This is a genomic window from Streptomyces sp. SAT1, assembly GCF_001654495.1.
Lineage (GTDB): Bacteria > Actinomycetota > Actinomycetes > Streptomycetales > Streptomycetaceae > Streptomyces > Streptomyces andamanensis.
This window is the reverse complement of sequence record NZ_CP015849.1, coordinates 1,410,859-1,437,516: the sequence shown is the minus strand read 5'-3', so window position 1 is coordinate 1,437,516 and position 26,658 is coordinate 1,410,859. Positions and strand designations below refer to the sequence as shown.

The following is a 26,658-nucleotide window of genomic DNA, read 5'->3' as shown; positions in this document are numbered from 1 at the left end:
GGTTTATGGTGGAGGGCGAGTAGTGAACTGATGTTCGAAAGCCTGTGTGTACGGGCCCACGACCGCGGGAGGTGCGGATGCCGGGTTTCACGCATCTGCACACCGTCTCCGGGTTCTCCCTGCGCTACGGCGCCTCGCACCCGGAGCGGCTGGCCGAGCGCGCCGCCGAGCGGGGCATGGACGCCCTCGCCCTCACCGACCGCGACACCCTCGCCGGTACGGTCCGCTTCGCCAAGGCCTGTGCGGCGGCGGGCGTCCGCCCGCTGTTCGGCGCGGAACTGGCGGTGGCCGGGCCCGACGCGTCCGTACGCGGGGACGGGGTCGTACGGCATGGCGGATCCGTACGCCGCGACGGGTCCGTACGCGGCGGCGGGCCCGCGGGGCAGGGCGGTCCGGGGTGGCCCGGCGGGGGACCGCGGCCGGAGCGGCGCCGGGCACCGGTGCGCGGCGGTGCCTTCGTCGACGAGTCGACTCCGCGGGTCACCTTCCTCGCCCGGGACGGCGCCCGCGGCTGGGCCGACCTGTGCCGGCTGGTCACCGCCGCCCACGCCGCGCCCTCGGACACCCCCCTGCTGCCCTGGTCCGGCAACCACGGCGACGGTCTGACCGTGCTGCTCGGACCCGGTTCCGACGTCGGCCGGGCGCTGGCCGCCGGCCGCCCCGACCGGGCCGCACGGCTCCTGGTCCCCTGGCGCGAGGTCTACGGCGACGCCCTGCGCCTGGAGGCCGTCTGGCACGGCCGCACGGGCACCGGCCCCGGCTCCCTGCGGCTGGCCGCCCGGACCGTCGGCTTCGCCGCCGAGCAGCGGGTCCGGCCCGTGCTCAGCAACGCCGCCCGTTACGCCGACCCGGGCCAGGGCCCGGTCGCCGACGTCCTGGACGCCGCCCGCCGCCTGGTCCCCCTCGGCGCCACCGGGGAGCGGGACTCCGGCGAGGCGTGGCTGAAGGGACCCGGCGCCATGCTGGAGGCGGCCGAGAGGATCGTGGAGGCCGCCGGGTTCCGGCGCGACACCGCCCACCGGCTGCTGGAGCAGACCCGGGCGGCGGCCGCCGAGTGCCTGGTCGACCCGGAGGACGACCTCGGCATGGGCGCGGTCCACTTCCCCGAGCCGCACCTCGTCGGCGCCGGGCGCCGCACCGCCCAGCGCGCGCTGGCCTCCCGGGCGGCGGCGGGCATGGTGCGGCGCGGCTACGCCGGACGGCGCGCGTACTGGGCGCGGATGCACGAGGAACTGGACGTCATCGCGTACCACGGCTACGCCTCCTACTTCCTCACCGTCGCCCAGGTGGTGGACGACGTACGGGAGATGGGCATCCGGGTCGCCGCGCGCGGTTCCGGGGCGGGCTCCCTCGTCAACCACCTCCTCGGCATCGCCCACGCCGACCCGGTCGAGCACGGGCTGCTGATGGAACGCTTCCTGTCCCGGCGGCGGTTCGTGCTGCCCGACATCGACATCGACGTGGAGTCCGCGCGCCGTCTTGAGGTCTACCGGAAGATCATCGGCCGGTTCGGCGCGGAGCGGGTGGCGACGGTCGCCATGCCGGAGACGTACCGGGTGCGCCACGCGATCCGCGACGTGGGCGCGGCCCTGTCCATGGACCCCGCCGAGATCGACCGGGTCGCCAAGTCCTTCCCGCACATCCGCGCCCGCGACGCCCGCGCGGCCCTGGAGGAACTGCCCGAACTGCGGGCGCTGGCGGGGCGGAAGGAGCGGTACGGCAGGCTGTGGGAGCTGGTCGAGGCGCTGGACGCGCTGCCGCGCGGGGTCGCCATGCACCCCTGCGGGGTCCTGCTGTCCGACGCCTCCCTGCTCGCCCGGACGCCGGTCGTGCCCACCAGCGGCGAGGGGCTGCCCATGTCCCAGTTCGACAAGGAGGACGTGGAGGACCTCGGGCTGCTCAAGCTGGATGTGCTGGGCGTGCGGATGCAGTCGGCGATGGCGCACGCTCTCGCCGAGGTGGAGCGGACGACGGGGGAGCGGGTCGACCTGGACTCCGTGCCGCCGGGCGATCCGGCGACGTACCGGCTCATCCGCTCCGCCGAGACCCTCGGCTGCTTCCAGATCGAGTCCCCGGGCCAGCGCGACCTGGTCGGCCGGCTCCAGCCCGCCGACTTCCACGACCTCGTGGTCGACATCTCCCTCTTCCGGCCCGGCCCGGTCGCCGCCGACATGGTGCGGCCGTTCATCGAGGCCCGGCACGGCCGGGCGCCGGTGCGCTATCCGCACCCGGACCTGGCCGGACCGCTGGCGGAGACGTACGGCGTCGTCGTCTTCCACGAGCAGATCATCCACATCGTGCACCTCATGACCGGCTGCGGGCGCGACGAGGCGGACCGGGTGCGGCGCGGGCTGTCCGACCCGGAGTCGCAGGGGCGGATCAGGGTGTGGTTCGCCCAGCACGCGGCGACGCGGGGATACAGCGCAGAAACGATTCAGCGCACCTGGGAGATCGTCGAGGCGTTCGGTTCGTACGGCTTCTGCAAGGCGCACGCGGTGGCCTTCGCCGTGCCCACCTACCAGTCGGCGTGGCTGAAGGCCCACCATCCGGCCGCCTTCTACGCCGGGCTGCTCACCCACGACCCCGGCATGTACCCGAAGCGGCTGCTGCTGGCGGACGCGCGGCGGCGCGGGGTGCCGATCCTGCCGCTGGACGTGAACCGGTCGGGAGTCGCCCACCGTATCGAACTGGTGTCTGACGCAAAGAGGGGCAAAGCCGGTAAAGCACCTGAAAAGGCCGAAGGCCCTGAAGGTGCCGGTACGTGGGGGCTGCGGCTGGCCCTCTCCGACGTGCTCGGCATCAGCGAGGCCGAGGCGGCGCGGATCGCGGACGGACAGCCGTACGCCTCGCTGCTCGACTTCTGGGAACGGGCCCGCCCGAGCCGCCCGGTCGCCGGACGGCTCGCCCAGGTGGGCGCGCTGGACGCGTTCGGTGCCAACCGCCGCGACCTGCAACTGCACCTGACCGAGCTGCACCGGGGCGCCCGGGGCGCGGGCGGCGGTCAGCTCCCCCTGGCCGGAGGGAAGGACACGGCCACCGCCGGGCTGCCCGACCTGTCCGACGCCGAGAGGCTCAGCGCCGAACTGGGCGTGCTGTCCATGGACGCCTCCCGCAATCTGATGGACGACCACCGGGCGTTCCTCGACGAACTGGGCGTGGTCTCCGCGCGCCGGCTGCGTACGGCGCGGCACGGGGAGACGGTGCTGGTCGCGGGCGCCAAGGCGGCCACCCAGACCCCGCCGGTCCGGTCCGGCAGGCGGGTCATCTTCACCACCCTCGACGACGGCACCGGCCTGGTCGACCTCGCCTTCTTCGACGACTCCCACGACGCCTGCGCGCACACCGTCTTCCACTCCTGGCTGCTGCTGGTGCGGGGAGTGGTGCAGCGGCGCGGCCCGCGCAGCCTCAGCGTGGTGGGCGCCGCCGCCTGGAACCTCGCCGAACTGGCCGAACTGCGCGCCGAGGGCGGCCTGGAGGAGGTGGCGGCCCGCCTGGCCCGCCCCGGCGGGCCTCCGGAGGCGGCCGCGGACGGGGACGGCCCGGACGACGGATCCGGGGGAGGCGACGGCGGTGACCGCGGGGACCGTGAGGGCCGCGGCGGCGGGCGGCGGGCCCGGCTCGCCGGCTCGGACGGGCGGCCCGCGCCCGCCGGTTCCGCCGCCCAGGACCCGATGGAGGCCGCGCGCGGGCGCCGCATCCGCATGTCCACCGGCTACGAGATGCATCCATGGGCGGATCTGCGCCCGGCGGGAGAAGGGCCCGCCAACGGAAGGAAGTTGTGGCACCAGAGTCCAGGGAGCGCGGGATGACCATCCTCTGCGTACGTTTCCAGCTGCCGCCGATGTACGAGGCGGCCCTGCCCGGACTGCTCGGGCTGCTGGAGGAGTTCACCCCCGTGGTCGAGGCGCTGCCGCCGGACGGCGCGCTGGCCGATCTGCGGGGCGCCGAACGGTACTTCGGGCGCGACGCGGTCGCACTCGCGGCGGTGATCCGGGTCCGCGCGCTCGCGCGGTTCGGCGTCGACTGCGTGATCGGCGCCGGGCCGGGCCCGATGCTGGCCCGTGTGGCGCTGGGGGACGCCCGGCCCGGGGCGCCCTGCGCCGCGCCCGCCGAACCGGCCGCCGCCGCGGAGTTCTTGGCCCACCGGCCCGTCACCGCGCTGCCCGGCGCGGGCCGGGCGACGGCCCGCACCCTGGGCGAGTACGGCCTGGACACCCTGGGCCTGGTCGCCGCCGCGCCCCTGCCGACGCTCCAGCGCCTGATCGGCGCGAAGGCGGGACGCGAACTGCGCGACCGGGCGAACGGCGTCGACCGCGGCCGGGTCGTCCCGGGCGCCGTCGAGCGGTCCCTGCTCGCCGAACGCCCCTTCGACCGCGACGAACTGGACCCCGGCCGGCACCGCGCGGCGCTGCTGTCGGCGGCCGGGGAACTGGGCGGCCGGCTGCGCGCCCTCGGCAAGGTCTGCCGCTCCCTGACCCTCACCGTGCGCTACGCCGACCGGTCGGCCACCGTCCGTGGCCGCACGCTCGCCGAACCGACCGCCCACTCGGCGGCGCTGACCGGGACCGCGTACGCCCTGTACGAGGCCCTGGGCCTCCAGCGCGCCCGGGTCCGCGCGCTCGTCCTGCGCGCGGAGGGGCTCGGCGACGCCGGGCACGCCTCCCACCAGCTCACCTTCGATCCCATGGACGAGAAGGTCCGCCGTATCGAGGAGGTCGCGGACCGCGCGCGGGCCCGGTTCGGGCCGCGCGCGGTGATCCCGGGGACCCTGGCCGCCTGAACGAGCGGCCTTCCGGCTGCCCGAGGCCCCGCCCCTCCGCTGTCCGGTCCAGCCGGTCCGGCCGGACCGGCCTGTTCAGCCTGTCTGTTCTGTCTGGTCCGTTCTTTCCACCCGGTCTAGTTGGCCCACGGCGGGGTGAGGACGGTGCCGTCCGCGAGACGGGCCGTCAGGCCGACGGACGTGGTGACCCAGGAGACCGCGGTGCGGTCCGTGGGGTTCTCCACGGTGAAGGTCGCCCCGGCGTTGACGATCACGGTGTCGCCCGCGGTGACGCGCTCGGTGCGGTCGTCGAGCGTGACCAGGAGTTCGCCGTCGAGCAGGTGGAGGATCTCCTCGCGGTCGACGGTGTGGGCGGGCGCCCTGGTGCCCGCGGGGATCTCGGCGCGCCAGGCGCACAGCTCCCCGGCGCCGGTGCGCGGGGTGGCGTACGAGACGAAACGGGCGCCGTGGATCTCGTGGGTCGTGGCTTCGGACGGGTGGACGACGGGCATGGGGGTCTCCTTCGGGGGTGGGTGAACCGCTCGACGGGAGGCTCGGGCGGCTCGGGCGGGGGCCGGGTGGCCCGGGGTGGATGGCTTTATAGTCAAGCAGCTTGACCATATAGTCAAGTCGCTTGTCTGAGTAAGTGGTCAAGCCGCCTGATCGCATGGTCAAGGCGTCTGACCGAGTGGTCAGGCGCCTTGACCATGGGGGCGGTGCTTCAATGTCCCCGTGCACAGCTCCGAGGCCATGGCCCTCTCCGCCGCCCTGCTCGCCGTCGCCGGCCGGCTGACCCAGCGCATCCATGACGGCGTCGCCGCCCGCGGGTTCGAGGGGCTGCGGCCCGCGCACGGTTTCGCGTTCGCGCGGCTGGCGCCGGGCGGGGCGACCGTGACCGAGCTGGCCGCCCATCTCGGGGTCACCAAGCAGGCGGCCAGTCAGCTCGTCGACGAGATCGTGCGCAAGGGGTACGCGGAGCGGCGCCCCCATCCCGCCGACGCGCGGGCCCGGCTGATCGTGCTGACCGCGCGGGGGCTGGCCTGCACCCGCGCGGCGGAGGAGTCGGCCGCGGAGGCGGTGCGGGGGTGGATCGCCGTGCTCGGCGAGGACGAGGTGGGCGCGCTGGGGGAGCGGCTGGCGCGGATCGCGCCGTCGGGGCCGATCCGACCGTCTTGGTGACGGTTCGTCATGGCGTGTCACTCGCACACGAGTTGACGCGCGGAGCGGACTCGCGAGTTTTTACTGACGCGTAACTTCACACTTCGACTACTCGTCCGTAACTTGACGAGTGAACAGCATCCTGGTGATCCGGATCACAGGGCGCAGTGCCGTCGCACCTCCCTTGAGCCGCAAGGAGATCACACGATGCTGCCCTTCCAGCGCGCCCGCAGACACCTGGCCGCCCTGTTCCTGGCCGCCGCCGTCGCTCTCGTCCCGGCCGCCGCGGCCCACGCCTCCGGCGCCCCCAGTTCGGGCTGGAACGACTACGGCTGCAAGCCGTCCTCGGCCCACCCCCGCCCCGTCGTCCTCGTCCACGGCACCTTCGGCAACTCCGTCGACAACTGGCTCGGTCTCGCGCCCTATCTGACGGCCCGCGGGTACTGCGTCTTCTCGCTCGACTACGGCCAACTGCCGGGCGTCCCGGTCTTCAACGGCCTCGGTCCCATCGACAGGTCGGCCGGGCAGCTGTCCGCCTACGTCGACAAGGTGCTCGCCTCCACCGGAGCGGCCAAGGCCGATCTCGTCGGCCACTCGCAGGGCGGCATGATGCCCCGCTACTACCTGAAGTTCCTCGGCGGCGCCGCCAAGGTGAACGCCCTCGTCGGCATCGCCCCCGACAGCCACGGCACCACCCTCAGCGGTCTGACCAACCTGCTGCCGTACTTCCCGGGCGCGAAGGACCTGATCTCCGCCGCCACCCCCGGCCTCGCCGACCAGATCGCCGGGTCCCCCTTCGTCACCAGGCTCAACGAGGGCGGGGACACCGTGCCCGGCGTGCACTACACGGTCATCGCCACCAAGTACGACGAGGTGGCCACGCCCTGGCGGACCCAGTACCTGAGCGGCTCCGACGTCCGCAACGTGCTGCTCCAGGACCTCTGCCCGCTCGACCTCTCCGAGCACGTCGCCATCGGCACCGTCGACCGCATCGCCTTCCACGAGGTGGCCAACGCGCTCGACCCGGCCCACGCCACCGCCACCACCTGCGCCTCCGTGTTCAGCTGACCCGGGGGAGCCCCGCCGGGCGCGGTCCGGGGTCCGTCCGGCCTGAGCCGCCGGACGGACCCCGTGTCCACGGGCCGCCTCAGCGGCCGGAGCGGGCCGCCCGCCGCCTGACCGAGAGGAACAGCGCCGCCGATCCCGCCGCCAGGGCCGCCGCGCCGCACATCGCGACGTACGGGGTGCTGCCGGACCCGCCGGTCTCGGCGAGATCCGCGGTCCGCGCCCCGTCGGCCGTCACGGAGCTGCCCGCAGCCGCGTCCGTGCCGGTGCCGGTACCCGTGGCGCCGTTCCCGTTCCCGTTCCCGTCCGGGGCCGGGGCCGCGGGTGCCGGGTCCGTCGTCGTCCGGGCGTCGGCGTCCCCGTGGCCGTGGTGCTCGACGGTGGACCGGCCGGCCCCGGCCCGGATCTGCCGCTCGGTCGGCGCGGAGGCCGAGGGCGCGGGAGAGGACGCCTTGGCGGAGGTGCCGCCCGCAGCGGAGCCGCCCGCACTCCCGCCGCCGCTGCCGCTCGCCGCACCGCCGAAGGTGACGTCCGAGCAGGAGTAGAACGCCTCGGGGCTGTCCGAACGCTGCCAGACCGCGTACAGCAGTTGCTTGCCGGTGCGCTGGGGGAGCGTGCCCGAGAACGTGTAGAAGCCGCCCGAGGCCACCGGGTCGGTGACCGTGGCCACCGGGTGCGCGAGATCCAGGGCGGACCAGGCCAGCGGCTCGGCCGGATCGTAGCCGGGCTTGGTGAGGTACACGGTGAACGTGCCCTTGTGCTGGGCGGTCACGCGGTACTTGAAGGTGTACGGGCCGCTCTTCACGGCCGTCGCGGGCCAGTCCGCTCGGGGCAGGTCGAGGCCCTTGAACTCCGGGTCGTCCGCACTGCACAGCCTGCCGTCCGGGATCCGCTCCTGGTGCCGGCCGTTCACGTCGCCGATCCGGATGCCGTTCCAGTCGTACAGGGCCTGGGGGCCGCCGGCCGCGACCGCCGCCCGGCACGCCGCCGACGTCGGGTTCTCCGGGTTCTCGGCGTAGCACTGGAAGACCCGGCTGACCGGGCCGCCCATGGTGCCGTGCGCGGACGCGGGCGCGGCGGCGAGCGCGGTCAGGGCGAGCGGCGCCAGCGCCAGGACGGAGAGCGCGGCGGCCTGGCGGCGTGGACGAGCGGGCATGGGGGGACTCCTCGCGACGGGTCGTTTCTGACGGGTGCCGGCACCGGGGGCGGACCCCGTGGGGTGCTCAGAAACTAGCCCCGAGGAACGGGGAGAACGCCCGATCAGGGCGGTACGAGGGGATCCTTATGCTCGCGTTAAGGAAGCGCTGAGACTGCGCTCAGACAGAGGGCGCGCACGGCGTACACACGGTGTGCGGAAGGCGTGCGCGGTGGCGCGCGGGGCAGGTCCCGGCGCGCGGAGTGCGGTGCGCGCTGCCGGTCACCCCTCCGGCCACCAGGTACGTGCGATGTCCTTGCGGACCTCGGGCCGTCCGGCGGGACGCTCGTCGGTCTCCTCGCGGATCCGCCGGCTGTCCGTCTTCCTCAGGGGCTTCTGCACTGTCGTACGGCGCATCGCTGCCTCCTTCGACGGTCTACCGGGTTCCGTGTTCGTACGGAGGTAGACCTTTCGGGCGAGAGTTCCTCATCGGTGCGGGTCTGTCTGTGGCGGCTGTCACGATCCGGTTGTCAGTGGCGGGTGTCACTCTGGGGCGCATGAGTGCACACACGACGACCGATCGTGACGCCGCGGCCTGGGGCGCCGCTGGAGCGGCGGTGGACTGGGACGCGCGGGCGGCCGTCTTCGACGACGAGCCGGATCACGGGCTGCGCGATCCGCGGGTGCGCGCCGCCTGGGCGGAGCGGCTGCGCGACTGGCTGCCGCCGCGGCCCGCCGCGATCCTCGACCTCGGCTGCGGCACCGGCAGCCTCTCGCTCCTCGCGGCCGGGCAGGGGCACCGGGTGACCGGTGTGGACAGCTCCCCGGCGATGCTGGAGCGGGCCCGCGCCAAGCTCGCCGGCGCCGGCCGCGACGCGGAGTTCCTGACCGGTGACGCGGCGGACCCGCCGGTGGACGGGCGCCGTTTCGACGCCGTCCTGGTCCGCCATGTGCTGTGGGCGCTGCCGGATCCCGCCCGCGCGCTGCGGCGCTGGCGGGAGTTGCTGGAGCCCGCAGGACGGCTGGTCCTGGTCGAGGGCGTCTGGGGCACGGTCACGCCCGTCGGCATACCCAACGAGCGGCTTCTCACTCTCCTCACACCCCTCGTGCGGCACACCCGCGTCGAACAGCTCTCGGGTGACGCCCGGCTGTGGGGCAAGGACGTCACCGACGAGCGGTACGCGGTGGTGGCGTCGGTGTGACCGGTGGAGGACCGGGCGGCGGATGGGCGCGCCGGGTCGGACGGGCCGCGGCGCGGCGGCCGGGCGGCCGGGCGCGGCCCCGTACGGCGGCTCAGTCCAGCAGCGCCGCGAAGCCGTCCGCGCGGGCCAGCCGCTCCAGTTCGGCGAGGGCGGCCACGGCGGCGCCGGCCGCCGCCGGGTCGCGCTCCGCCAGCCCGCTCGCGGCGAACTCGTCCTCGTCCAGGCGCAGTACGCCCGTGCCGTCCGCCGAACGCCACAGGTCCAGGTCCAGGTCCTCCACGACCAGCTCACCGCCGGTGAGCACGGCAGGGCGGGTGATGTCGCAGTACCAGCCCTTGAGCCGCCCGCCGCCGTCGCGGACCTCCTTGACCGCGTACCACCGGTCGCGCCAGTAGTGCTCGGTGAACACGTCGCCCGGTTCGAACCGCACGAAGCCGAAGTCCCGTACGCCCTCGGCCGCCCAGGGTGCCCGGACCACCACGCGCACGCCGTCGTCGCGCACCAGCGCGCTCCGGTAGCGGATCTTCGTCCGGCCGCCCTTGACGAGGACGACGTCCACCGGAGTGCCGGGCGCGTCAGCCGAGTTCGCGGACATACCGCACCTCCGTGGCGCACACCTCGTAGCCGAACCACCGGTTGACGGCGATCATCGGTTCGTTGCCGGTGTCGTTGCCGGTGAACGCCTCCCGGACGCCGGCCGCGCGGGCGCGGTGCAGCGAGTCGTTCTTGGCGAGCTTGGCCAGGCCCCGGCCGCGGAACGCCTTGGCGGTGCCGGTCATCGCCGTGCTGTAGCGGGTGGCGCCGTCCGTGTGGGCGAGGGTGAAGGCGGCGGGCCGGCCGTCGACCACCGCGACGGACGTCAGGTCGTGGCTCAGCAGCGGGTTGCGCCAGGTCTCCTCCAGCCAGGCCGCGTAGTCGCTCAGGTCCGAGGCCACGTCACCCGGTTCGTCCGCGGCCGTCTCCGCGTCCAGCTCGAACAGGGGGCGCGGGTCGGCGGCGTAGTCGGATCCCCGGCGCAGCTCCACGCCGGGCGGCGGGTCCTGGAGCGGCGGGAGCCCACCGGCAGCCAGGTCCAGGCGCAGGAAGTACGCGGAGCGGCTGCCGCGGTAGCCGCGCCGCTCGGCGAAGGCACGGTTGTCCGGCGTGTCCAGCACCCAGGAGAGCAGCCGCACCGCGCCGCGGGCGGCCAGGTGCTCCTCGGCGGTGCGCACCAGCAGCGCGCCCGCGCCGCGCCCGGTGTGCGCCGGGTCCACGTACACGTTGACGTTGCCCTGTCCGGGCACCGGGCTGTCGTGGGACAGGAGCACCTGCGCCGTGCCGATCACCTCGCCGTCGGCCTCGGCGACCAGCGGCCGGTAGTGGGCGTCGGGGTGCATCCGGGTGGCGGTGTGGGCGAGGGACTCGGAGGTGAACAGCACGAACGGCAGCGCGCGACGGCGCACCCGGGCGAACCCTTCGAGGTCTGCGGGCACGTCGGGGCGCATTTCGCGGACGATCACGGTCATGCAGGCGCACGCTACGGGCCGCCCCCGCACACCCGCCTCCCATTTTCCGCCGCCCCGGACGACCCGCCGCCCCGGACGACCCGCCCGGCGGACGGCCCGCCCGGGGCGGCGGACAGCAGCCCGCCCCGGCGCCCGCGTCCCCCGGCGCCCGCGCCCGCGTCCGCGCCCTCCCGGTCCGGTCCCGTTCCGGCGGCTGCCCTCCCGGGGCGCGCGGGTGCGCGACAATCGGCCCGTGACCCTGAAGATCCGCATCCACGACGGCGCCCCTCCCTACGAGCAGGTGCGGGCCCAGATCTCCGAGCAGGCCCGGTCGGGCGCGCTGCCGGTCGGCCACCGGCTGCCCACGGTGCGGGCGCTGGCCGAGTCCCTCGGGCTCGCGGCGAACACCGTGGCCAAGGCGTACCGGGCGCTGGAGACGGACGGGGTGATCGAGACCCGGGGCCGCAACGGCACCTTCGTGGCCGCGGCGGGCTCCGCCGCCGACCGGGAGGCGGCGAGCGCCGCGCAGGGCTACGCGGAGCGCGTACGGCGGCTCGGCCTGGACGAGGACGCGGCGCTCGCGGCCGTCCGGGACGCCCTGCGGGCGGCGTACGAGGCGTAGCGCGTCAGGGGCGTACGGACAGCCGGCCGGGGGTGCGGGTCACCTCCAGCCCCGCGTGCCGTGCCGCGCGGGCGAACTCCACCGCGTCCCGCACCGCCGCCCCGGCCGGGTCGTTGTTGAAGTAGGCGTACACGTCCGTGTCCGTGCCGTCCGGCCAGGCCGTGGCGACGCGGTCCACCCAGGTGCGCAGGGACCTGCGGCCGTAGCGCGGCCGGTCCCGCGCGCGGCCCTCGTGGAAGCGGACGTAGCCCCAGTCGGCCGTCGGCCGCAGCGGGGTCACCGGGCGGCCGCGGACATCGGCCCAGCACAGGGCGGCGCCCCGCGCCTCCAGCACGGCGCGCACCGCCGGTGTCCACCACGACGTGTGGCGCGGCTCCACCGCGACCCGGGTGCCGGGCGGGAAGCAGGACAGACAGGCGTCGAGCAGCCCGGCGTCGCCCCGCAGCGTGGGCGGGAGCTGGAGCAGCACGGGCCCGAGCCGGTCGCCGAGGCCCGCGGCGTGCGTCATCAGGCGGTGCACCGGCTCCGTGGGGTCCTTGAGGCGTTTGACGTGGGTGAGGAAGCGGCTCGCCTTGACCGCGACGACGAAGTCCGGCGGGACGCGCTCCCGCCAGGCCGCGAAGGTCTCCGGGCACGGCAGCCGGTAGAAGGCGTTGTTGACCTCGACCGTGGCGAACGCCGCCGCGTACTCCTCCAGCCAGCACCGCACCGGGCACCGGGGCGGGTACAGCACGCCCCGCCAGTCCTCGTACTGCCACCCCGACGTCCCGACGAACAGGGTCATGGCCCCATCACACCACCGGGGCGCCCCGCTGTCCCCTCCACCCGGCGCCGGTCACCGGGCGCCGGTCACAGGTACAGGCCCGCGTCCGCGCCCTCGCGGGGCTCCGGGAGCGCGGTCGGGGAGGTGCCCCGGCGCAGCGCGTACAGCTCGGCGAGGGTCGCTCCCTCGCGGCCGACGCCCTCCTCGGTGCCCAGCCAGTCCACGGCCTCCCGGCGGGTCAGCCGGCCCACCTCGATGCGGGCCAGGCAGCGGCCCGGCCGGACCACGGCGGGATGCAGCCGCTCCAGGTCCTCGTTGGTCGTCACCCCGACCAGGACGTTGCGGCCCTGGCCGAGCAGTCCGTCGGTGAGGTTGAGCAGCCGTGAGAGCGCCTGGCCCGCGGTGTGCTTGGCCTCGCCGCGGATCAGCTCGTCGCAGTCCTCCAGCAGGAGCAGCCGCCAGCGGCCCTTGCCCGCCGCGTCCTCCTCGCCGATGGCGATGTCCATCAGATAGCCGACGTCGGAGAACAGGCGCTCGGGGTCGAGGACGCAGTCCACCTGGCACCAGTCCCGCCAGGAGCGGGCCAGGGTGCGCAGCGCGGAGGTCTTGCCGGTGCCCGGCGGGCCGTGCAGCAGCAGGAGGCGGCCCGCGATGTCCTGGGGGGTGGTCTTCATCAGGCGGTCCATCGCGTCCGCGACCGGCGCCGTGTAGTTGGCCCGGACCTCGTCCCAGGTGCCCGCGGAGATCTGCCGGGTGGTGCGGTGCGGGCCGCGCCGCGGGGAGACGTACCAGAACCCCATCGCCACGTTCTCCGGCTGGGGTTCGGGCTCGTCGGCGGCGCCGTCCGTGGCCTGGCCGAGGATCCGCTGGGCCAGTTCGGCGTCGGTCGCGGTGACCGTGACGTCCGCCCCCCGGTTCCAGCGGGAGACCAGCAGGGTCCAGCCGTCGCCCTCGGCGAGGGTCGCGCTGCGGTCGTCGTCGCGGGCCACGCGCAGTACCCGGGCGCCGTCCGGCAGCAGGGTGGCACCGGAGCGGACCCGGTCGATGTTGACCGCGTGCGCGTACGGCTGCTCGCCCGTCGCGAAGCGGCCGAGGAACAGCGCGTCGACGACGTCGGACGGCGAGTCGGAGTCGTCGACGTTGAGCCGGATCGGCAGCGCGTCGTGCGGGTTCGCAGGCATGCGGCCATGATCTGCCACCGGACCGCCCCGCGCACCCCGTTTCCCGGCCGTGCCGGGCGTGTCGGCCGCCGTCCGGGTCCGGATGCGCCGGAATCCCGTGTCGCGGCGTCAGGAACCGGCGTACAGGCGTATGAAGAGCCGTCAACGCGACCAATAACCCGTACGGGTTGTCATCCGGCTGCACCGGCGGGTCCGTTCGGGCCATGGCGCGGGGCCCGTACCGACCCCTACTCCCCGTGATTCCTTGTGAGTTCACCATTTCTTTGGCATGGACACTTCCAGTTGACGCGCGTAGCTGCTACCACGGATCCGATAGCGAAGCTGCTAGAGGGAGGTTCCATGAGACGTTCCCGAATTGCCGCGTACGTCGGCTCAGTTCTGCTGACCGTAGGTCTCGTCCTCACCGGGACGGCCACGGCGCAGGCCGCACCATCGGCCGCGACCGGCGGCTATGTGGCCCTCGGCGACTCCTACTCCTCCGGAGTGGGCGCCGGCAGTTACATCAGCTCCAGCGGTGACTGCGACCGCAGCACCAAGGCGTACCCCTATCTGTGGAGCGCCGCGAACCACCCGTCCTCGTTCTCCTTCACCGCCTGCTCGGGCGCCCGGACGGACGACGTCCTCGCCGGCCAGCTCGGCCCGCTCAACTCCGGCACGTCCCTGGTGTCGATCAGTATCGGGGGCAACGACGCCGGGTTCTCCGACGTCATGACGACCTGTGTGCTCCAGTCGGACAGCAACTGCCTCTCCCGCATCGCGACCGCCAGGGCCTACGTCGACTCGACGCTGCCCGGCAAGCTCGACAACCTCTACTCGGTGATCCGCGGCAAGGCGCCCTCCGCGCGGGTCGTCGTCATCGGCTACCCCCGCTTCTACAAGCTCGGCCAGACCTGCCTCGGCCTCTCGGAGACCAAGCGCTCGGCCATCAACGACGCCGCCGACCGCATCGACACCGTCATCGCCAAGGCCGCGGCCAACCACGGCTTCGTCTTCGGCGACGTCCGCACCACCTTCAGCGGCCACGAGATCTGCTCCGGCAACTCCTGGCTGCACAGCGTCGACTGGCTCGACATCGGTGACTCCTACCACCCGACGGCCTCCGGCCACTCCGGCGGCTACCTGCCGGTGCTGAACAGCGCCGCCTGAACCCCGCCGGGGCCGGGCACGTGAGATCGCCCACGTCCCGCGCCGCCGGTGCCCGGTGCCCGCCTCCCCCCACTGGAGGCGGGCACCGGCCACCTGATGACACGCCCTTGAGCGGTACCGGCCCCCGCGCCGCCGTCCGCTCACGCGCCGTGACGGTGCGCCGGGGCCCCGACCGCCCCGGCCCGTCTGCCTGCCGGTTGTCCAACTCGCCGTGGAACCGGTCGGATTCGGAGAGTAGTCGTCAACACCCTTACGCAGAAGGTGAATCCTGCGACCGAGATACACGGGTGCCCGTGCGGGGCGATAGGGTTACCCTGCCCGGGGTCGGGTGGACTCGTACGGGTGGGGAGTGACATGGAGCAGATAACAGTGCGCAGCAGGGCCAGGGTCCCTGCGATCACCTGCGGAAGCAGCGCGACCAGCTCGCGCCTCGACCGCCATCTCGCGGTGCTCGGCGGACCCGCCGTCCCGCAGCGGGAGGCCGCCGAGGCGACGCTGCTGATGCGCGAGCTGACCACGCGTGCCGCGCACGACCGCACCGGCAGGGGTGCGCGGATGCGCCGGGTGTCGCTGTTCGCGCCCCTGCGCCGACTGCGTCGCACGCTGTTCGGCGGGCACTAGCGACACCGCCGTCCGCGGCCTCTCCGGCACCACCGGAGGGCGCCGCCGACGTTCCCGGGCCCGACCTCACCAGGGCCGGCGTCCGGGTCCCGAGCAGACCGCCTCACCGCCTTCGTACGGCGCCGCGCGCATGCCGCCCGCATCCCCACGGCCGCGGCGCCCCGTACGGCTGTCCGGCCTCCCGTGCCCGAGCGGCACGGGAGCCGGCCGCCCGCCTCCTGTCGCCCGGCGCGGCGACACCCCGTCCTCACCCGGACCCGCCCGGCCCGTGTCGCGCAGCCCTCGGCGCGCGCGTACCGCCGTTGCTCAGCCCTCGGCGCGCGCGTACCGCCGCACCGCCGACGGCGCGCTGACGGCGAACAGCACCGCGCACCAGGCCAGCGTCCCCGCGACGGGATGGGCCACCGGCCAGGAGGCGTGCTCCGGGACCGGGCCGTTGCCGAAGAGGTCGCGCAGCGCGGTGGTGAGCGCGCTGATCGGGTTCCACTCGGCGAGCACGCGCAGCCAGTGCGCCAGATTCCCGGTCGGGATGTACGCGTTCGACAGCAGCGGCAGGACGAAGGTCGCGGCGCCGAGCTGGCCGGCCGCCTCCTCGCTGCGGGTGAGCAGCCCCAGCCAGATCCCCACCCAGGTGCAGGCGAACCGGAAGAGCAGCAGCAGTCCGACGGCGCCCGCCGCCCCGGCCGCGCTCCCCTCGATCCGCCAGCCCACCGCCAGCCCGACCAGCAGCAGCGGCACGGTCCCGGCCGCCGTGACGACGAGGTCGGCCACCGCCTGCCCGAGCGGCACCGCCGCCCGGCTCACCGGCATGGTGCGCAGCCGGTCGTGCACCCCTCGGTGGACGTCCTGCGCCGACTGGAACATCCCCGTCATGATCCCGCCGGCCGCGGTCGCCGCGAGCAGTCCGGGTACCAGGAAGGCGCGGTACTCGCGGCCGGGCACGGCCAGCGCGCTGCCGAAGACGTAGCCGAAGAAGAGCAGCATGTTGATCGGCATGATCTGGGTGAGGACGGCGAGGCCCGGGTTGTTGCGGACCCGGCGCAACTGCCGGCCCGCCAGCGCCGTCCCGTCGTGCACCAGTGCGCTCATGCCGCGATCTCCTCGCTGTCGTGGGAGGCTCCGGTCAGCCGGAGGAAGACGTCGTCCAGGGTGGGCGGGCTCAGGCTCGCGTCGAGCAGCGGCACGCCCGCCGCGTCCAGTTCGCGCACCAGCCGGGGCAGGGTGAGGGTGGGGTCGGTGGCGACCGCGCCGACCGCGGCCCGCTCGTGGTCGAACACCGGCTCGGCGCCGGTGAGCCGGTCCAGGACGGCCGCCGCCCGCGCCATCTCGTCCGGGTGCGCCACCACGACCTCGGCGCGCGTGCCGATCAGGGCCTTGAGCCGCGCGGGCGATCCGGTGTGCGCGACCCGGCCCCGGTCCACCAGGGCGATGTCGTCGGCCAGCCGGTCGGCCTCGTCCAGGTACTGGGTGGTCAGCACCACCGTCGTGCCCCGCCGCTTCAGTGCGCGCACCGCGTCCCAGATCTGGTTGCGGCTGGCCGGGTCGAGGCCGGTGGTGGGCTCGTCCAGGAAGAGCACGGCGGGCCGGCACAGCAGGCTGGCCGCGAGGTCCAGCCGGCGGCGCATCCCGCCCGAGTAGGTGGCGGCGGTGCGGTCGGCGGCCTCGGCGAGACCGAACCGCTCCAGCAGCTCGCCGGTGCGCGCCGCCGCGTCCGGGATCCGGTGCAGCCGGGCGAACAGCCGCAGGTTCTGCCGTCCGGTGAGGTCCGCGTCGACGGACGTGTCCTGCCCGGTCACCCCGATCCGGCGGCGCACGGCGGCCGGTTCGCGCACCAGGTCGTGCCCGGCCACCCGGGCGGAGCCCGCGTCCGGCCGCAGCAGTGTCGTCAGCAGCCGTACGGCCGTCGTCTTGCCCGCGCCGTTCGGCCCGAGCACCCCGCAGACCGTGCCCTCGGCCACCGCCAGATCCAGGCCGCGCACGGCGTGTACGTCGCCGAACCGCTTCTCCAGACCCTCACTAAGTACAGCGTACGTAGTCGTCATGGGGCGACCATAGCGCACTACGTACGCTGTACGTAACTACGATGGTGGGGCGAGGTGATGTCCCATGGCCGGCCGAGGCGCCGAACCCGAGGTGATCTGGGCCCGCCCGGAGCGGACGGGGCGGGGGCCGAAGCCTGCCCTCACCCGTGCCGACATCGCGGCGGCGGCCGTCCGGCTCGCCGACGCCGGCGGCCTGGAAGCGGTCTCGATGCGGCACGTGGCCGCCGAAGTGGGCTGCGGCACGATGTCGCTGTACAACTACGTCCCCCGCAAGGAGGACCTGTACGAGCTGATGGTGGACGCCGTCAGCGGTGAGCACGAGCTGTGGGAGCCCAGCGGCGACTGGCGCGCCGACATGGTCCGGGTGGGCCACCAGACCCGGTCCCTGATGCGCCGCCACACCTGGCTGCCCCGCCTGATGTCCGGGATCTACGGCTTCAGCCCCAACGCCCTGCGCTATCTGGAGCACTGCCTGGCCTGCCTGGACCCGCTGGAGGCGTCCTACGGCACCAAGATGGAGCTGGTCGCCATGGTCAACGCCGTGGTGACCATGTACGTCGCCAACGAGCTGGCGGCCGCCGAGCGCACCCGCTCCCTGCCCTGGACGGCGGAACAGGAGAACGCCGTGCGGATCGCCTACCTGGGCGGCCGGATCGCGAGCGGCGCCTACCCGCGCATGGCGGCGGCCTTCACGGAGGACGCCGGCCCCATCGATCTGGAGGCGGTGTTCGACCGGGCCCTGACACGGGTCCTGGACGGGTTCTGCCCGCGCGGCTGAGCACCCGCGGCCGAGCACGCGCCGCGCGCCGTACGCCGGCGCCGCCCGCGCCGGGGCGGGCCGGACCGGGGACGGGCCGTCAGATCAGGGTGAACTGGCCCCCGGGGCCTTCCTCGGCGTGGTCCAGGACCGAGGCCGGCCGGCGGGCCGCCGCCGGTACCGGCAGCACGCCCGCCGCCCGCAGCGCGGACGCCGTGACCGCCCGGTCCGGCTCCGGGGCCTCCAGCGGCTCCTGCCCCGCCCGCGCCTCGGCCAGCAGCGCCAGGACGGTGATCAGCTCCAGCAGCTCCGAGGTCCACGCCTGCGGCCACAGGGGCGGGCGGATCGCCGCCAGGGTGCCCTGTTCGCCCTGCGCCGTCCGGGCCGCGAACCACTGCTCCAGGACCCGGCCGGCGCCGGTCTCGAAGTCCCAGGCGGCCGCGGGCACCGGGGAGACGCGGCCCTCGTCGAGGTGGAGGGTCTCCTCGGCCCGGTCGTAGTGGAGGGCGCGCGGGCGGTCCGGCAGCGGTGCGCGGACGTACGGGCGGCGCCCGCCGGGCAGTTTGGGGCGCTCGCCGTCGCGGCGCATCAGCCACAGCGCCCGGCGGCCCGCCGCGACGCCCCGCGCCCACCGGCCGGTGTCCGAGGTGAGCGGGACGGCCGTCCCGTCCGGGCCCGGCCGCGCCGCCGCCAGGATCCAGGCGAGCACGTCCGGCGGCTCGGGACGGTGCCCCAGGAGGGCGGCCAGATGCTCCGTCAGGCCCGGTGCCAGGTTGGGTTCCCGCGCGCCCGGACGGCGGTACAGCGGGCGGATGCGGCCCGGCCGCAGGAAGGGCGGCAGCGAGGTCGCCAGCAGCGCCGGTCCGGCCGCGCCCGGTGCGGCGCCCGGCTCCACCACGAAGACCTGCCGCTCGTCCGCCACCCGCCACAGCTCGGGCCGGGCCGCGTCGATCAGCCGGTGGTCCGCGAGGAGCCACTGCTCGTCGAAGGGCGCCATGAGCACCCGTACCGGCTCCGGGCACGGGCCCGGGTCCCGGGCCAGTTGCCCGGTGCCGCCGGAGCGGCCGGGCAGCTGTCCCGCCGCGGTGTACGGCGTGCGGGCGCGCGTCGGCTCGAACAGGGCCTCCCGGTCCGCCCCCTCGGCCCTCAGCAGCGCGTCCCAGCGGGCCCTGAGGCAGCCCGGGTCCGGGGCCACGGGCCACGGCCGGCCGAGCCGCGGCGGTGCGACGGACCACGGCATGAGGTCCGCCAGCAGCGGGGCGTCGTCGTGCGTCACGCGGGGCATCGTACGACGCGGCGACGGCCCGCAGGTCACGTGGCGTCGAGGGTCACCGTGAAGGAGAACCGGTCACCGCGGTAGTGGATGACGACCACGTCCAGCGGCCGGCCCGCCTCGTCGTAGGTGATGCCCGTGTAGTGCAGGATCGGGCTGAGCAGCGGCACTTCGAGCAGCCGGGCCGTCTCCGGGTCGGCCAGCCGCGCCTGCACGGTGTCCGTGATCCGGCTGATGCCGGCGCCCACCACGTCCCGCAGCACCTTGGTCATCGGCCAGCGCACCAGGTCGTCCGGCGATATCCGCTCGGCCAGCTCCGGACGGACGTAGTTGCGGGCGTGGTTGGTGGGCTCGCCGGTCTTCTCGTCGCTGCGCAGCCGGTGGTAGGCCGCCACCTCCTCCAGGTCCGGGAAGAACTCGGCCAGTTCGGCGGTCACCGGCGCGGTGCCGTGGTCCAGCAGCTCGGTCGTCATGCCGGACTGCTGGGCCACGATCGCGTCCACCGAGCCCAGCAGCCGCACCGGGGCGCCCCGGTGGGCCGTGGGCGCGATGAAGGTGCCGCGCCGCCGGTGCCGGGTGATCAGCCCCTCCTCCTCCAGCTCCTTCAGCGCCTGCCGCATGGTCAGCACGCTCACGCCGTAGTGCCCCGCCAGTTGCTCCTCGGTGGGCAGGCGCAGCGGGTCCCGGGGCGAGCGGCCGAGGATCGAGGCGCGCAGGGACTGGGACACCTGGTACCACAGCGGCAGCTTGCGGTTCAGGACGATCGAATCCGGAGCAAAGGAGGTCACGGGCTATCCGTACCGGTCTGGTCCGTTCAGTGCAATGGCCGGAAGTGTTTCTCCAGGCCCTGCCAGACGTCGTCGTAGCGCTGCTGGAGGTGGTCCGCGCGGGCCGCGTGCGGTGTGAGCGTCACCGGCCAGCGGGTCTCGAACATGAACGCCAGCCCGTCGTCGATCTTCTGCGGCTTCAGCTCGGCCGCGCTCGCCCGCTCGAAGGTCTCCCGGTCCGGGCCGTGCGCCGACATCATGTTGTGCAGCGAGCCGCCGCCCGGCACGAAGCCCTCCGCCTTGGCGTCGTAGGCGCCCTCGATCAGGCCCATGTACTCGCTCATCACGTTCCGGTGGAAGTACGGCGGCCGGAAGGTGTCCTCGCCCACCAGCCAGCGCGGGGCGAAGACGACGAAGTCCACCCCGGCCAGGCCCGGAGTGTCGCTCGGCGAGGTCAGCACCGTGAAGACCGACGGGTCCGGGTGGTCGTACGAGATCGTCCCGATGACGTTGAAGCGGCGCAGGTCGTAGACGTACGGCACATGGTTGCCGTGCCAGGCGACGACGTCGAGCGGGGAGTGGTCGTAGGTGGCCGTCCAGAGGTTGCCGCAGAACTTGTTGACCACCTCCACCGGTCCTTCGGTGTCCTCGTAGGCGGCCACCGGCGCGCGGAAGTCACGGGCGTTGGCCAGGCCGTTGGCGCCGATGGGGCCGAGGTCGGGCAGGCGGAAGGGGGCGCCGTAGTTCTCGCAGACGTACCCCCGGGCCGTCCCGTCCAGCAGCTCCACCCGGAAGCGCACCCCGCGCGGGATCAGCGCCACATGGCCGGGCTCGGCGTGCAGCAGGCCGAACTCGGTGCGCAGCAGCAGCCCGCCCCGCTCCGGCACGATCAGCAGCTCGCCGTCCGCGTCGCTGAAGACGCGCTCCATCGAGGAGTTGGCGTGAAACAGATGCACCGCCATGCCGGTGCGCTGGGTGGCGTCGCCGTTGCCGCCGAGGGTCCACAGGCCCGCCAGGAAGTCCGTGTCCGGGCCCGGCTGCGGCAGCGGGTTCCAGCGCAGCCGGTTGGGGTCCGGGACGGACTGGGTGAAGGGGGCCGTGCGCAGCGCGCCGTTGCCCGCGCGGGTGAACGCCGGGTGGGCGGCCGAGGGGCGGATGCGGTACAGCCAGGAGCGGCGGTTGTGCGCCCTGGGCTCGGTGAAGGCCGCACCGCTGAGCTGCTCCGCGTACAGCCCGAAGGGCGCGCGCTGGGGCGAGTTGCGGCCCTCGGGCAGCGCGCCCGGAACGGCTTCCGAACTGTGCTCGTTGCCGAAACCGGAGAGGTACTCCAGTGCCTCGGCGGTCTTGCGTGCGTCCCCGCTCATGATCGCTCCCTTGCAACCTGATTCCTATGGAGCACCGTAGGATTGCGATTTCCCGGGCGCAAGAGGGACGCCGGCCCTCCTTCCGGCGGACGGCCGGAACCCGACCTGAGGGGGATCCGGCCGCCGGAGGGCTGTTCTACGCTCCCGGGCATGACGTCGTGGACGCGCCGGCCACTCGCGGTGCTCGCGGTGTCCGCCCTGCTGCTCGCCGCATCGGCCGGCTGCGGGGCGGGCGGTACGCGGGGGAGCGGGGATGGCGGGGAGAAGGGGGAGGGCGGACCGGCCACCCCGGTGGGAAAGATCATCGATCACACCGACGAGCAGGGGCGGGCCTACCGCGAGGTGGACCGGAAGGGCGCGCCCGAGATCGGCGTCGAGGTGCGGCCGGACGCGGCGGGCAGCTGGGACGTGCGGCTGACCGTCCGCCGCTTCCGCTTCTCCCCGGCCGGTACGGCGGCCCGCCCGGTGTCCGGACGCGGTCTCGCCCATCTGCTGGTCGACGGCCGCCTCGTCGGCCGTCTGCGCGCCCCCGAGTACCGGCTCTCCGCCCGCCTCGTCCCGCGCGGCACCCACCACGTCACCGCGCGCCTCTACGCCGACGACGACACGGTCTGGGCGGTCTCCGGCAGGCCCGTGCAGAGCACCGCCGACATCACGGCTTCGGACCCGCGCGCGGGGGAGGGGGCGTCCGTGTCCGGGGGTGGCGCGGGCGCGGCGCCTTCCGGGAGCGGCGGGGGCGCGGGCGCGGCGTCGTCCGGGAGCGGGGCGGTGTCGTCGGGTGCGGTGCTGTCCGGGGCGGTGGCGCCGGGCGGGGCGGCGTCCGGTGCGGTGACATCGGGCGGGGTGGTGTCCGGCGCGGTGGCCTCGTCCGGTGCGGCGCGCGGTCCGGCGGCCGGGCAGGCCGGTGGTGGGGCGGCGGCCCGGTCCGAGGGTGCCGTGCGGTCGCCCGTGTCCTCCGCGCCCGTGTCCTCCGCGCCCGTGTCCTCCGCGCCCGTGTCCTCCGCGCTCCCGTCCTCCGTGCCCGCGCCCGCGCCGTACGTGGGCGCGCCCTCCGGTGGTGCGCCCTCCGTGCCCGTACGCCCCGCGCCGCCGGTGCGCGCGCCGTCCGCGCCGCTCGCGGCTCCCGTACCGCCCGCGCCCGCGCTGTTCGTGGCAGCGCAGGCAGCGCAGGCAGCGCCGTCCACGCCGTCCGCGCCCGCGTTCCCGGCTCTCCCCGCACTCGGGGCGCGCGGCGCGCGGGGAGCCGTGTGCGCGGGGGACGACCCGGGTGCCGGTGTCCGCACCGCGGGCACCGCTTCACCCGGCCGCCGCGGCCGGGCATCATGAGTGCCGTGCCCCATGCGACCCCGCTCCGTCGCGCACCCGTGCAGCGGCGCAGCGCCGAACGGCTGACCAGGATCCTGGACGCCTGCGCCGAACTCCTCGACGAGGTCGGCTACGACGCCCTGAGCACCCGCGCCGTCGCGCTGCGCGCCGGTGTGCCCATCGGCTCGGTCTACCGGTTCTTCGGCAACAAGCGCGCGATGGCCGACGCGCTCGCCCACCGCAATCTGGAGCGGTACTCCGAGCGCGTCCAGGAGCGCCTGGCGGGGCTGGCGGACGACGGCTGGCGGTCCGCCATGGACGCCGTGCTCGACGAGTACCTGGCGATGAAGCGGACCGCGCCCGGCTTCTCCCTCGTGGACTTCGGCAACCAGATACCGCTGGGCGCCCGGCACGCCGAGCCCAACCACCGCCTCGCCGACCGCCTCACCCAGCTGCTCGCCGGGTATCTGCGCCGCGAGCCGGACGACGATCTGCGCCGTGCGTTCCTGATCGCCGTGGAGACCGCCGACACCCTTGTGCAGCTCGCCTTCCGGGTCGACCCCGAGGGCGACGAGCGGATCATCGAGGAGATGCGGGAACTGCTGCGGGCGTACCTGGGGCGCGTGCTGGGCTGAGCCCCCCGCCCGGCCCGTCCCCCCATCCCTCCGGCTCGCCCGCCCTGTCCGCCCTGTCCGACCTGTCCGCTCCGGTGCCCGGTTGCGCCGGGCGGGTGACAGCGGACGGCGCGTCGGGGCGGGGTGCGGTGGCCCCGGCGGGCGATGTGAAAGAGAGTCAGGTGAAAGAGCGATTTGTATGAAAATCGTCTGACTCGGAGGAACGCGCATGCCCACCCTGACACTCCCACGCACCCTCGGCTCCCGCGTCGGTGCCGCCGCGGCCCTGACGGCCCTGACCGCTGCGGGTGCCACCTGGCTGGCGGCGCCCGTGGCGATGGCCCAGGGAGAGGCCGGCGACATCAAGATCCACCGGGTGGGCGTGCCCTTCGGCGTCTCGAAGGACGACCCGGTGGTGTGCCGCTTCTACCTGGACGCCGTCAACTTCGACGTCCTGCCCACCATCGGCTACACCATCCAGGCCATGCCCCCGTTGCCCACCAGCGCCACCGTCACCGGCACCATCGCGCTCGCCGCCGGGGCCGGCCACACCGACCCGCTGGGCCTGGCCGACGGGCAGTACAAGCTCGTCTGGACCGTCGCGGGCGTGCCCAAGGAGAAGATCTTCCACGTCAACTGCCGTGACGACGACGGCCGCAAGGAAGGCGCCCAGGGCCCGGCCGGGCAGATCGAGGACCAGGGCCGTGGCAACGGCGAGCAGCACTCCGGGCCCGGCGCCGGGCAGAACGGCCAGAACGGGCAGGGCCCCAAGGGCGGCGTGCACGCGGGCGGCGGCGGCCTCGCCTCGGCCGCCGCGTACACCCCGGTGGCCGGGGCCGCGGCCGTGGGGCTCGTCGTGGTCGGCGGGGTCGCGTACCTCCGGCTGAACCGCCGGCGCACCCGTGGCGCCGCGTAGGCGCCGACGCAGGCCCTGGTACCGGACCCGCGCCTACCGCCTCGCCAGGACGGCCGCGCTGACGGCCGTCCTGGTCACGGTGGGCACGCGGTGCGACGGGCACCGCGACCACGGCGCACCGCGGCGGGCGGCCGGCCCGCACGCCGAGGCGGCCGCCGCCCCGGCGGACCGGCGGGACGGCCCGGACGGCACTGCGGCCCCGGCCGGGCCCCCGCCCCGGCCGCTGCCCCGCTCCCCGGCGACCTCCCTGCGCATCCCCTCGCTCGGCATCGACGCGCCCGTCACCGGGATCGGCCTCGCCGCCGACCGGCAGCTCGGGACCCCGCCCGTCGACAAGCCCAAGCTGGTGGGCTGGTACCAGGACGGGCCCACCCCGGGCGAGTCCGGCACCGCGCTCGCGGTCGGGCACCGCGACACCACCACCGGTGCCGCCGTCTTCGCCGCGCTCGGCCAGGTGGAGCCCGGCCGCTCCATCGAGGTGCGGCGCGCGGACGGCCGTACCGCCGTGTACACCGTCGACAAGGTGCGGGTCTTCGACAAGGACCGCTTCCCCGACAAGGAGGTCTACGGCCGCTCCCGGCGGCCCGAGCTGCACGTCATCACCTGCGGCGGCCTCTACACCCGGCGCACCGGCTACTCCAGCAACGTGGTCGTCTTCGCCCATCTGACGGCGACGAGATGAGCCGCGCGCGGAGGCGGCGGGCCGAGGCGCGCGCGGGGCGGGGCGGCGGGCGCCGGCCGCCCCGCCCCGCCGCTGGGCGCGGACCGACCGCCTCCGTCCCCCTTCGCACCTGAACCCGCCCGAACCCGCCTGATCCCCCGATGCGGCCGTATCCCGTCCGATCCCGCCTGATGGACGAAAGTGTGCGAGATCGTGCCCGATGTCTTCCCCGGGCCGCACCCGTCCGTTAGCTTCCGTGACTCACACGCCCCGTACGACCCGCGCGAGGCGTCCGCCGCGCTGCGCCCAGCGCCTGGGTGAGTCACCGAAGGCATGCCTCATGACACGCGCCATCTCCCTGCACGACGTGAGCAAGACCTACAGCAGCAAGACCCCACGGGTGGTGGACCGGCTGTCGCTCGACGTGGCGCCCGGTGAGTTCCTCGTCCTGCTCGGACCCTCCGGCTGCGGCAAGTCCACGGTCCTGAGGATGATCGCCGGACTGGAGGAGATCACCGAGGGGGTGCTGCTGCTCGACGGGGAGTACGCCAACGAACTGCCCCCTGCGGCCCGGGACATGGCGATGGTCTTCCAGAACTTCGCGCTCTACCCGAACATGACCGGCCGCGGCAACATCGGCTTCCCGCTGCGCATCGAGTCGCCCGGCGCCGACCACGGCCCCCGCATCGACGCCACCGCCCGGATGCTCGGCATCGAGGACCTGCTCGACCGCCTCCCCGGCCAGCTCTCCGGCGGCGAGCGCCAGCGCGTGGCCATGGGCCGGGCGATAGCCCGCCACCCCTCCGTCTTCCTGATGGACGAGCCGCTGTCCAACCTCGACGCCAAGCTCCGCAGCCATCTGCGCGCCGAGATCGCCCGGCTCACCAGGGAACTGGGCGTCACCACCCTCTACGTCACCCACGACCAGTCGGAGGCCATGTCCCTGGGCGACCGGGTCGCCGTGCTGCGCGGCGGGGTGCTGCAACAGGTCGGCACCCCGCGCGCCGTCTACGCGCTGCCCCGCAACGTGTTCGTCGCCGCCTTCATCGGGACCCCGCGCATCAATCTGCTGCGCGGACTGGTCCGCGCCCCGCTCGACGGGGCCATGACGATCAGGCTGGGCAAGCAGTTCCTGCGGCTGCCCGAACCGCTCTCCCTGGACCACCAGTTGCTGCGCGTGCAGCAGGGCCGCGAGGTGATCGTGGGGCTGCGCTCGGAGGCCGTACGGATCGCGAAGCCCGCCGCCGCGCGGCCCGGCGAGGTGCCGCTGACCGGGCTGGTCGAGCACCTGGAGTTCCAGGGCCACGAGGTGCTCGTCCACTTCGACACCGGGTCGAGCCCGGCCGTCGTACCGGAGCTGGAGGCACCGCGCCCGCACACCCGGCCGGACCGGCGCCGCCGCCGCGACGCCACCGTGCTGGAACGCCTGCGGGAGCGGGCCGGGGCCCTGCGCGGCGGCCCGGTGGCGCTGCTCGACCGGCCACGCGGGGCGGGTGGCGGAGAGGCCGGCGCCGCACCGGAGGGTGCCCGCGCGGCCGAGCCCCGGCTGCCCGGTGACCTGGTGGTGCGCACCCCCCCCCGACATCCGGCTCCGACACGGCATGCAGGTGCCGCTCCTGGTCGACCTCGCCCACCTCTTCGTCTTCGACCGGCACGGCGAGCGCGTCTGCCCGGCCCCGGACCGGCTGCCGGACCTCCAGGAGTGACCGCCGGGAACGACCGCCGGGCGTGATCTGCGGGCGTGATCTGCGAGAGCGACCGCCGGGAGGGTCCCCGGGAGTGACCTGCGGGAGTGAGCCGCCGCACACCGGGCGGGGAGGGGT

General features: G+C 74.8%; 25 protein-coding genes and 1 pseudogene. 14 read left to right on the top strand and 12 right to left on the bottom strand.

Translation table 11 applies throughout. The features are described 5' to 3' along the window. Positions 1–77: 77 nt before the first annotated feature. Positions 78–3,809: a DNA polymerase III subunit alpha gene (locus A8713_RS06285; RefSeq protein WP_064532010.1), complete on the top strand. Its 3,732-nt coding sequence runs from the start codon at positions 78–80 to the stop codon at positions 3,807–3,809. After that, entirely contained in the window at positions 3,806–4,780 is a 975-nt protein-coding gene (locus tag A8713_RS06280; protein ID WP_064532008.1) for a DNA polymerase Y family protein, read from the top strand. The genes A8713_RS06285 and A8713_RS06280 overlap by 4 nt, the downstream gene beginning before the upstream one ends. Positions 4,781–4,896: 116 nt before the next feature. Here the strand turns inward: A8713_RS06280 and A8713_RS06275 are convergent, their stop codons facing one another. After that, positions 4,897–5,271 carry a cupin domain-containing protein gene (locus A8713_RS06275; protein WP_064532006.1) on the bottom strand — a complete coding sequence of 125 codons (375 nt, stop codon included), beginning with the start codon at positions 5,269–5,271 and terminating at the stop codon, positions 4,897–4,899. Positions 5,272–5,491: 220 nt separating this feature from the next. Between A8713_RS06275 and A8713_RS06270 the strand changes: the two genes are divergently transcribed. Together A8713_RS06270 and A8713_RS06265 are read left to right on the top strand one after the other, a co-directional pair. Continuing rightward, entirely contained in the window at positions 5,492–5,938 is a 447-nt protein-coding gene (locus tag A8713_RS06270; RefSeq protein WP_064532005.1) for a MarR family winged helix-turn-helix transcriptional regulator, read from the top strand. A 186-nt stretch (positions 5,939–6,124) separates the two neighbouring features. Further along, positions 6,125–6,985 (top strand): esterase/lipase family protein, encoded by an 861-nt coding sequence (locus A8713_RS06265; RefSeq protein WP_064532003.1) that lies wholly within the window; start codon positions 6,125–6,127, stop codon positions 6,983–6,985. A 79-nt stretch (positions 6,986–7,064) separates the two neighbouring features. Here the strand turns inward: A8713_RS06265 and A8713_RS06260 are convergent, their stop codons facing one another. Together A8713_RS06260 and A8713_RS34615 are read right to left on the bottom strand one after the other, a co-directional pair. After that, positions 7,065–8,138: a lytic polysaccharide monooxygenase auxiliary activity family 9 protein gene (locus tag A8713_RS06260; protein WP_064532001.1), complete on the bottom strand. Its 1,074-nt coding sequence runs from the start codon at positions 8,136–8,138 to the stop codon at positions 7,065–7,067. Between the two features lie 261 nt (positions 8,139–8,399). Further along, entirely contained in the window at positions 8,400–8,534 is a 135-nt protein-coding gene (locus A8713_RS34615; RefSeq protein WP_107440593.1) for a hypothetical protein, read from the bottom strand. Between the two features lie 140 nt (positions 8,535–8,674). Between A8713_RS34615 and A8713_RS06255 the strand changes: the two genes are divergently transcribed. Continuing rightward, the gene (locus A8713_RS06255) at positions 8,675–9,319 is read left to right on the top strand and encodes a class I SAM-dependent methyltransferase (protein WP_173860805.1); all 645 of its coding nucleotides are present in this window, start codon (positions 8,675–8,677) and stop codon (positions 9,317–9,319) included. Between the two features lie 91 nt (positions 9,320–9,410). Here A8713_RS06255 and A8713_RS06250 read toward each other — a convergent pair whose 3' ends face one another. Further along, positions 9,411–9,914, bottom strand: coding sequence for a DUF402 domain-containing protein (locus A8713_RS06250; protein WP_064531997.1), 504 nt, complete (start codon positions 9,912–9,914; stop codon positions 9,411–9,413). After that, the gene (locus A8713_RS06245) at positions 9,895–10,824 is read right to left on the bottom strand and encodes a GNAT family N-acetyltransferase (RefSeq protein ID WP_064531995.1); all 930 of its coding nucleotides are present in this window, start codon (positions 10,822–10,824) and stop codon (positions 9,895–9,897) included. Before A8713_RS06245 ends, A8713_RS06250 begins: the two co-directional genes overlap by 20 nt. Positions 10,825–11,056: 232 nt before the next feature. Here A8713_RS06245 and A8713_RS06240 point away from each other — a divergent pair, with 232 nt between their 5' ends. After that, positions 11,057–11,425, top strand: coding sequence for a GntR family transcriptional regulator (locus A8713_RS06240; protein ID WP_064531993.1), 369 nt, complete (start codon positions 11,057–11,059; stop codon positions 11,423–11,425). Positions 11,426–11,429: 4 nt separating this feature from the next. Here the strand turns inward: A8713_RS06240 and A8713_RS06235 are convergent, their stop codons facing one another. Next, positions 11,430–12,209 carry a DUF72 domain-containing protein gene (locus tag A8713_RS06235; RefSeq protein WP_064531991.1) on the bottom strand — a complete coding sequence of 260 codons (780 nt, stop codon included), beginning with the start codon at positions 12,207–12,209 and terminating at the stop codon, positions 11,430–11,432. 65 nt (positions 12,210–12,274) lie between these two features. After that, positions 12,275–13,369: a DUF5925 domain-containing protein gene (locus A8713_RS06230; RefSeq protein ID WP_064531989.1), complete on the bottom strand. Its 1,095-nt coding sequence runs from the start codon at positions 13,367–13,369 to the stop codon at positions 12,275–12,277. A gap of 339 nt (positions 13,370–13,708) precedes the next feature. Between A8713_RS06230 and A8713_RS06225 the strand changes: the two genes are divergently transcribed. Together A8713_RS06225 and A8713_RS06220 are read left to right on the top strand one after the other, a co-directional pair. Further along, on the top strand, positions 13,709–14,515 hold the full coding sequence (locus A8713_RS06225) for an SGNH/GDSL hydrolase family protein (RefSeq protein ID WP_064531987.1): 807 nt from the start codon (positions 13,709–13,711) through the stop codon (positions 14,513–14,515). Between the two features lie 354 nt (positions 14,516–14,869). Continuing rightward, positions 14,870–15,136 carry a hypothetical protein gene (locus A8713_RS06220; RefSeq protein ID WP_064531985.1) on the top strand — a complete coding sequence of 89 codons (267 nt, stop codon included), beginning with the start codon at positions 14,870–14,872 and terminating at the stop codon, positions 15,134–15,136. Between the two features lie 306 nt (positions 15,137–15,442). On the opposite strand, the gene A8713_RS06215 is transcribed toward A8713_RS06220, so the two are convergent. Both A8713_RS06215 and A8713_RS06210 read right to left on the bottom strand, forming a co-directional pair. Beyond that, on the bottom strand, positions 15,443–16,225 hold the full coding sequence (locus tag A8713_RS06215; protein WP_064531984.1) for an ABC transporter permease: 783 nt from the start codon (positions 16,223–16,225) through the stop codon (positions 15,443–15,445). After that, positions 16,222–17,178, bottom strand: coding sequence for an ATP-binding cassette domain-containing protein (locus A8713_RS06210; protein ID WP_064531982.1), 957 nt, complete (start codon positions 17,176–17,178; stop codon positions 16,222–16,224). The genes A8713_RS06215 and A8713_RS06210 overlap by 4 nt, the downstream gene beginning before the upstream one ends. Before the next feature lie 64 nt (positions 17,179–17,242). Between A8713_RS06210 and A8713_RS06205 the strand changes: the two genes are divergently transcribed. Further along, positions 17,243–17,956: a TetR/AcrR family transcriptional regulator gene (locus A8713_RS06205; protein WP_064531980.1), complete on the top strand. Its 714-nt coding sequence runs from the start codon at positions 17,243–17,245 to the stop codon at positions 17,954–17,956. A 79-nt stretch (positions 17,957–18,035) separates the two neighbouring features. Here the strand turns inward: A8713_RS06205 and A8713_RS06200 are convergent, their stop codons facing one another. Genes A8713_RS06200 through hmgA form a run of 3 tightly spaced genes read right to left on the bottom strand, consistent with a single transcriptional unit; the run spans position 18,036 to position 21,339 of the window. After that, complete coding sequence (locus A8713_RS06200) at positions 18,036–19,220, bottom strand: type ISP restriction/modification enzyme (RefSeq protein WP_064531978.1); 1,185 nt, start codon at positions 19,218–19,220, stop codon at positions 18,036–18,038. 26 nt (positions 19,221–19,246) lie between these two features. After that, positions 19,247–19,996, bottom strand: coding sequence for a GntR family transcriptional regulator (locus A8713_RS06195; RefSeq protein WP_064531976.1), 750 nt, complete (start codon positions 19,994–19,996; stop codon positions 19,247–19,249). Positions 19,997–20,022: 26 nt separating this feature from the next. Beyond that, entirely contained in the window at positions 20,023–21,339 is a 1,317-nt protein-coding gene (hmgA, locus tag A8713_RS06190) for a homogentisate 1,2-dioxygenase (protein WP_064531975.1), read from the bottom strand. Positions 21,340–21,489: 150 nt separating this feature from the next. On the opposite strand from hmgA, the gene A8713_RS34875 reads away from it, so the two are divergent. The 5 genes and pseudogenes from A8713_RS34875 (at position 21,490) to A8713_RS06165 (ending at position 26,541) form a co-directional block, all read left to right on the top strand. Further along, positions 21,490–22,665, top strand: coding sequence for a hypothetical protein (locus tag A8713_RS34875; RefSeq protein WP_064531973.1), 1,176 nt, complete (start codon positions 21,490–21,492; stop codon positions 22,663–22,665). Further along, the gene (locus A8713_RS06180) at positions 22,662–23,279 is read left to right on the top strand and encodes a TetR/AcrR family transcriptional regulator (protein ID WP_064537278.1); all 618 of its coding nucleotides are present in this window, start codon (positions 22,662–22,664) and stop codon (positions 23,277–23,279) included. Before A8713_RS34875 ends, A8713_RS06180 begins: the two co-directional genes overlap by 4 nt. A 208-nt stretch (positions 23,280–23,487) precedes the next feature. Continuing rightward, positions 23,488–24,174, top strand: coding sequence for a hypothetical protein (locus A8713_RS06175; RefSeq protein ID WP_064531971.1), 687 nt, complete (start codon positions 23,488–23,490; stop codon positions 24,172–24,174). Next, positions 24,161–24,856 carry a class F sortase gene (locus A8713_RS06170; protein WP_064531969.1) on the top strand — a complete coding sequence of 232 codons (696 nt, stop codon included), beginning with the start codon at positions 24,161–24,163 and terminating at the stop codon, positions 24,854–24,856. Before A8713_RS06175 ends, A8713_RS06170 begins: the two co-directional genes overlap by 14 nt. 319 nt (positions 24,857–25,175) lie before the next feature. Then, positions 25,176–26,541 (top strand): annotated as a pseudogene (locus tag A8713_RS06165) (ABC transporter ATP-binding protein). Positions 26,542–26,658: the final 117 nt, after the last annotated feature.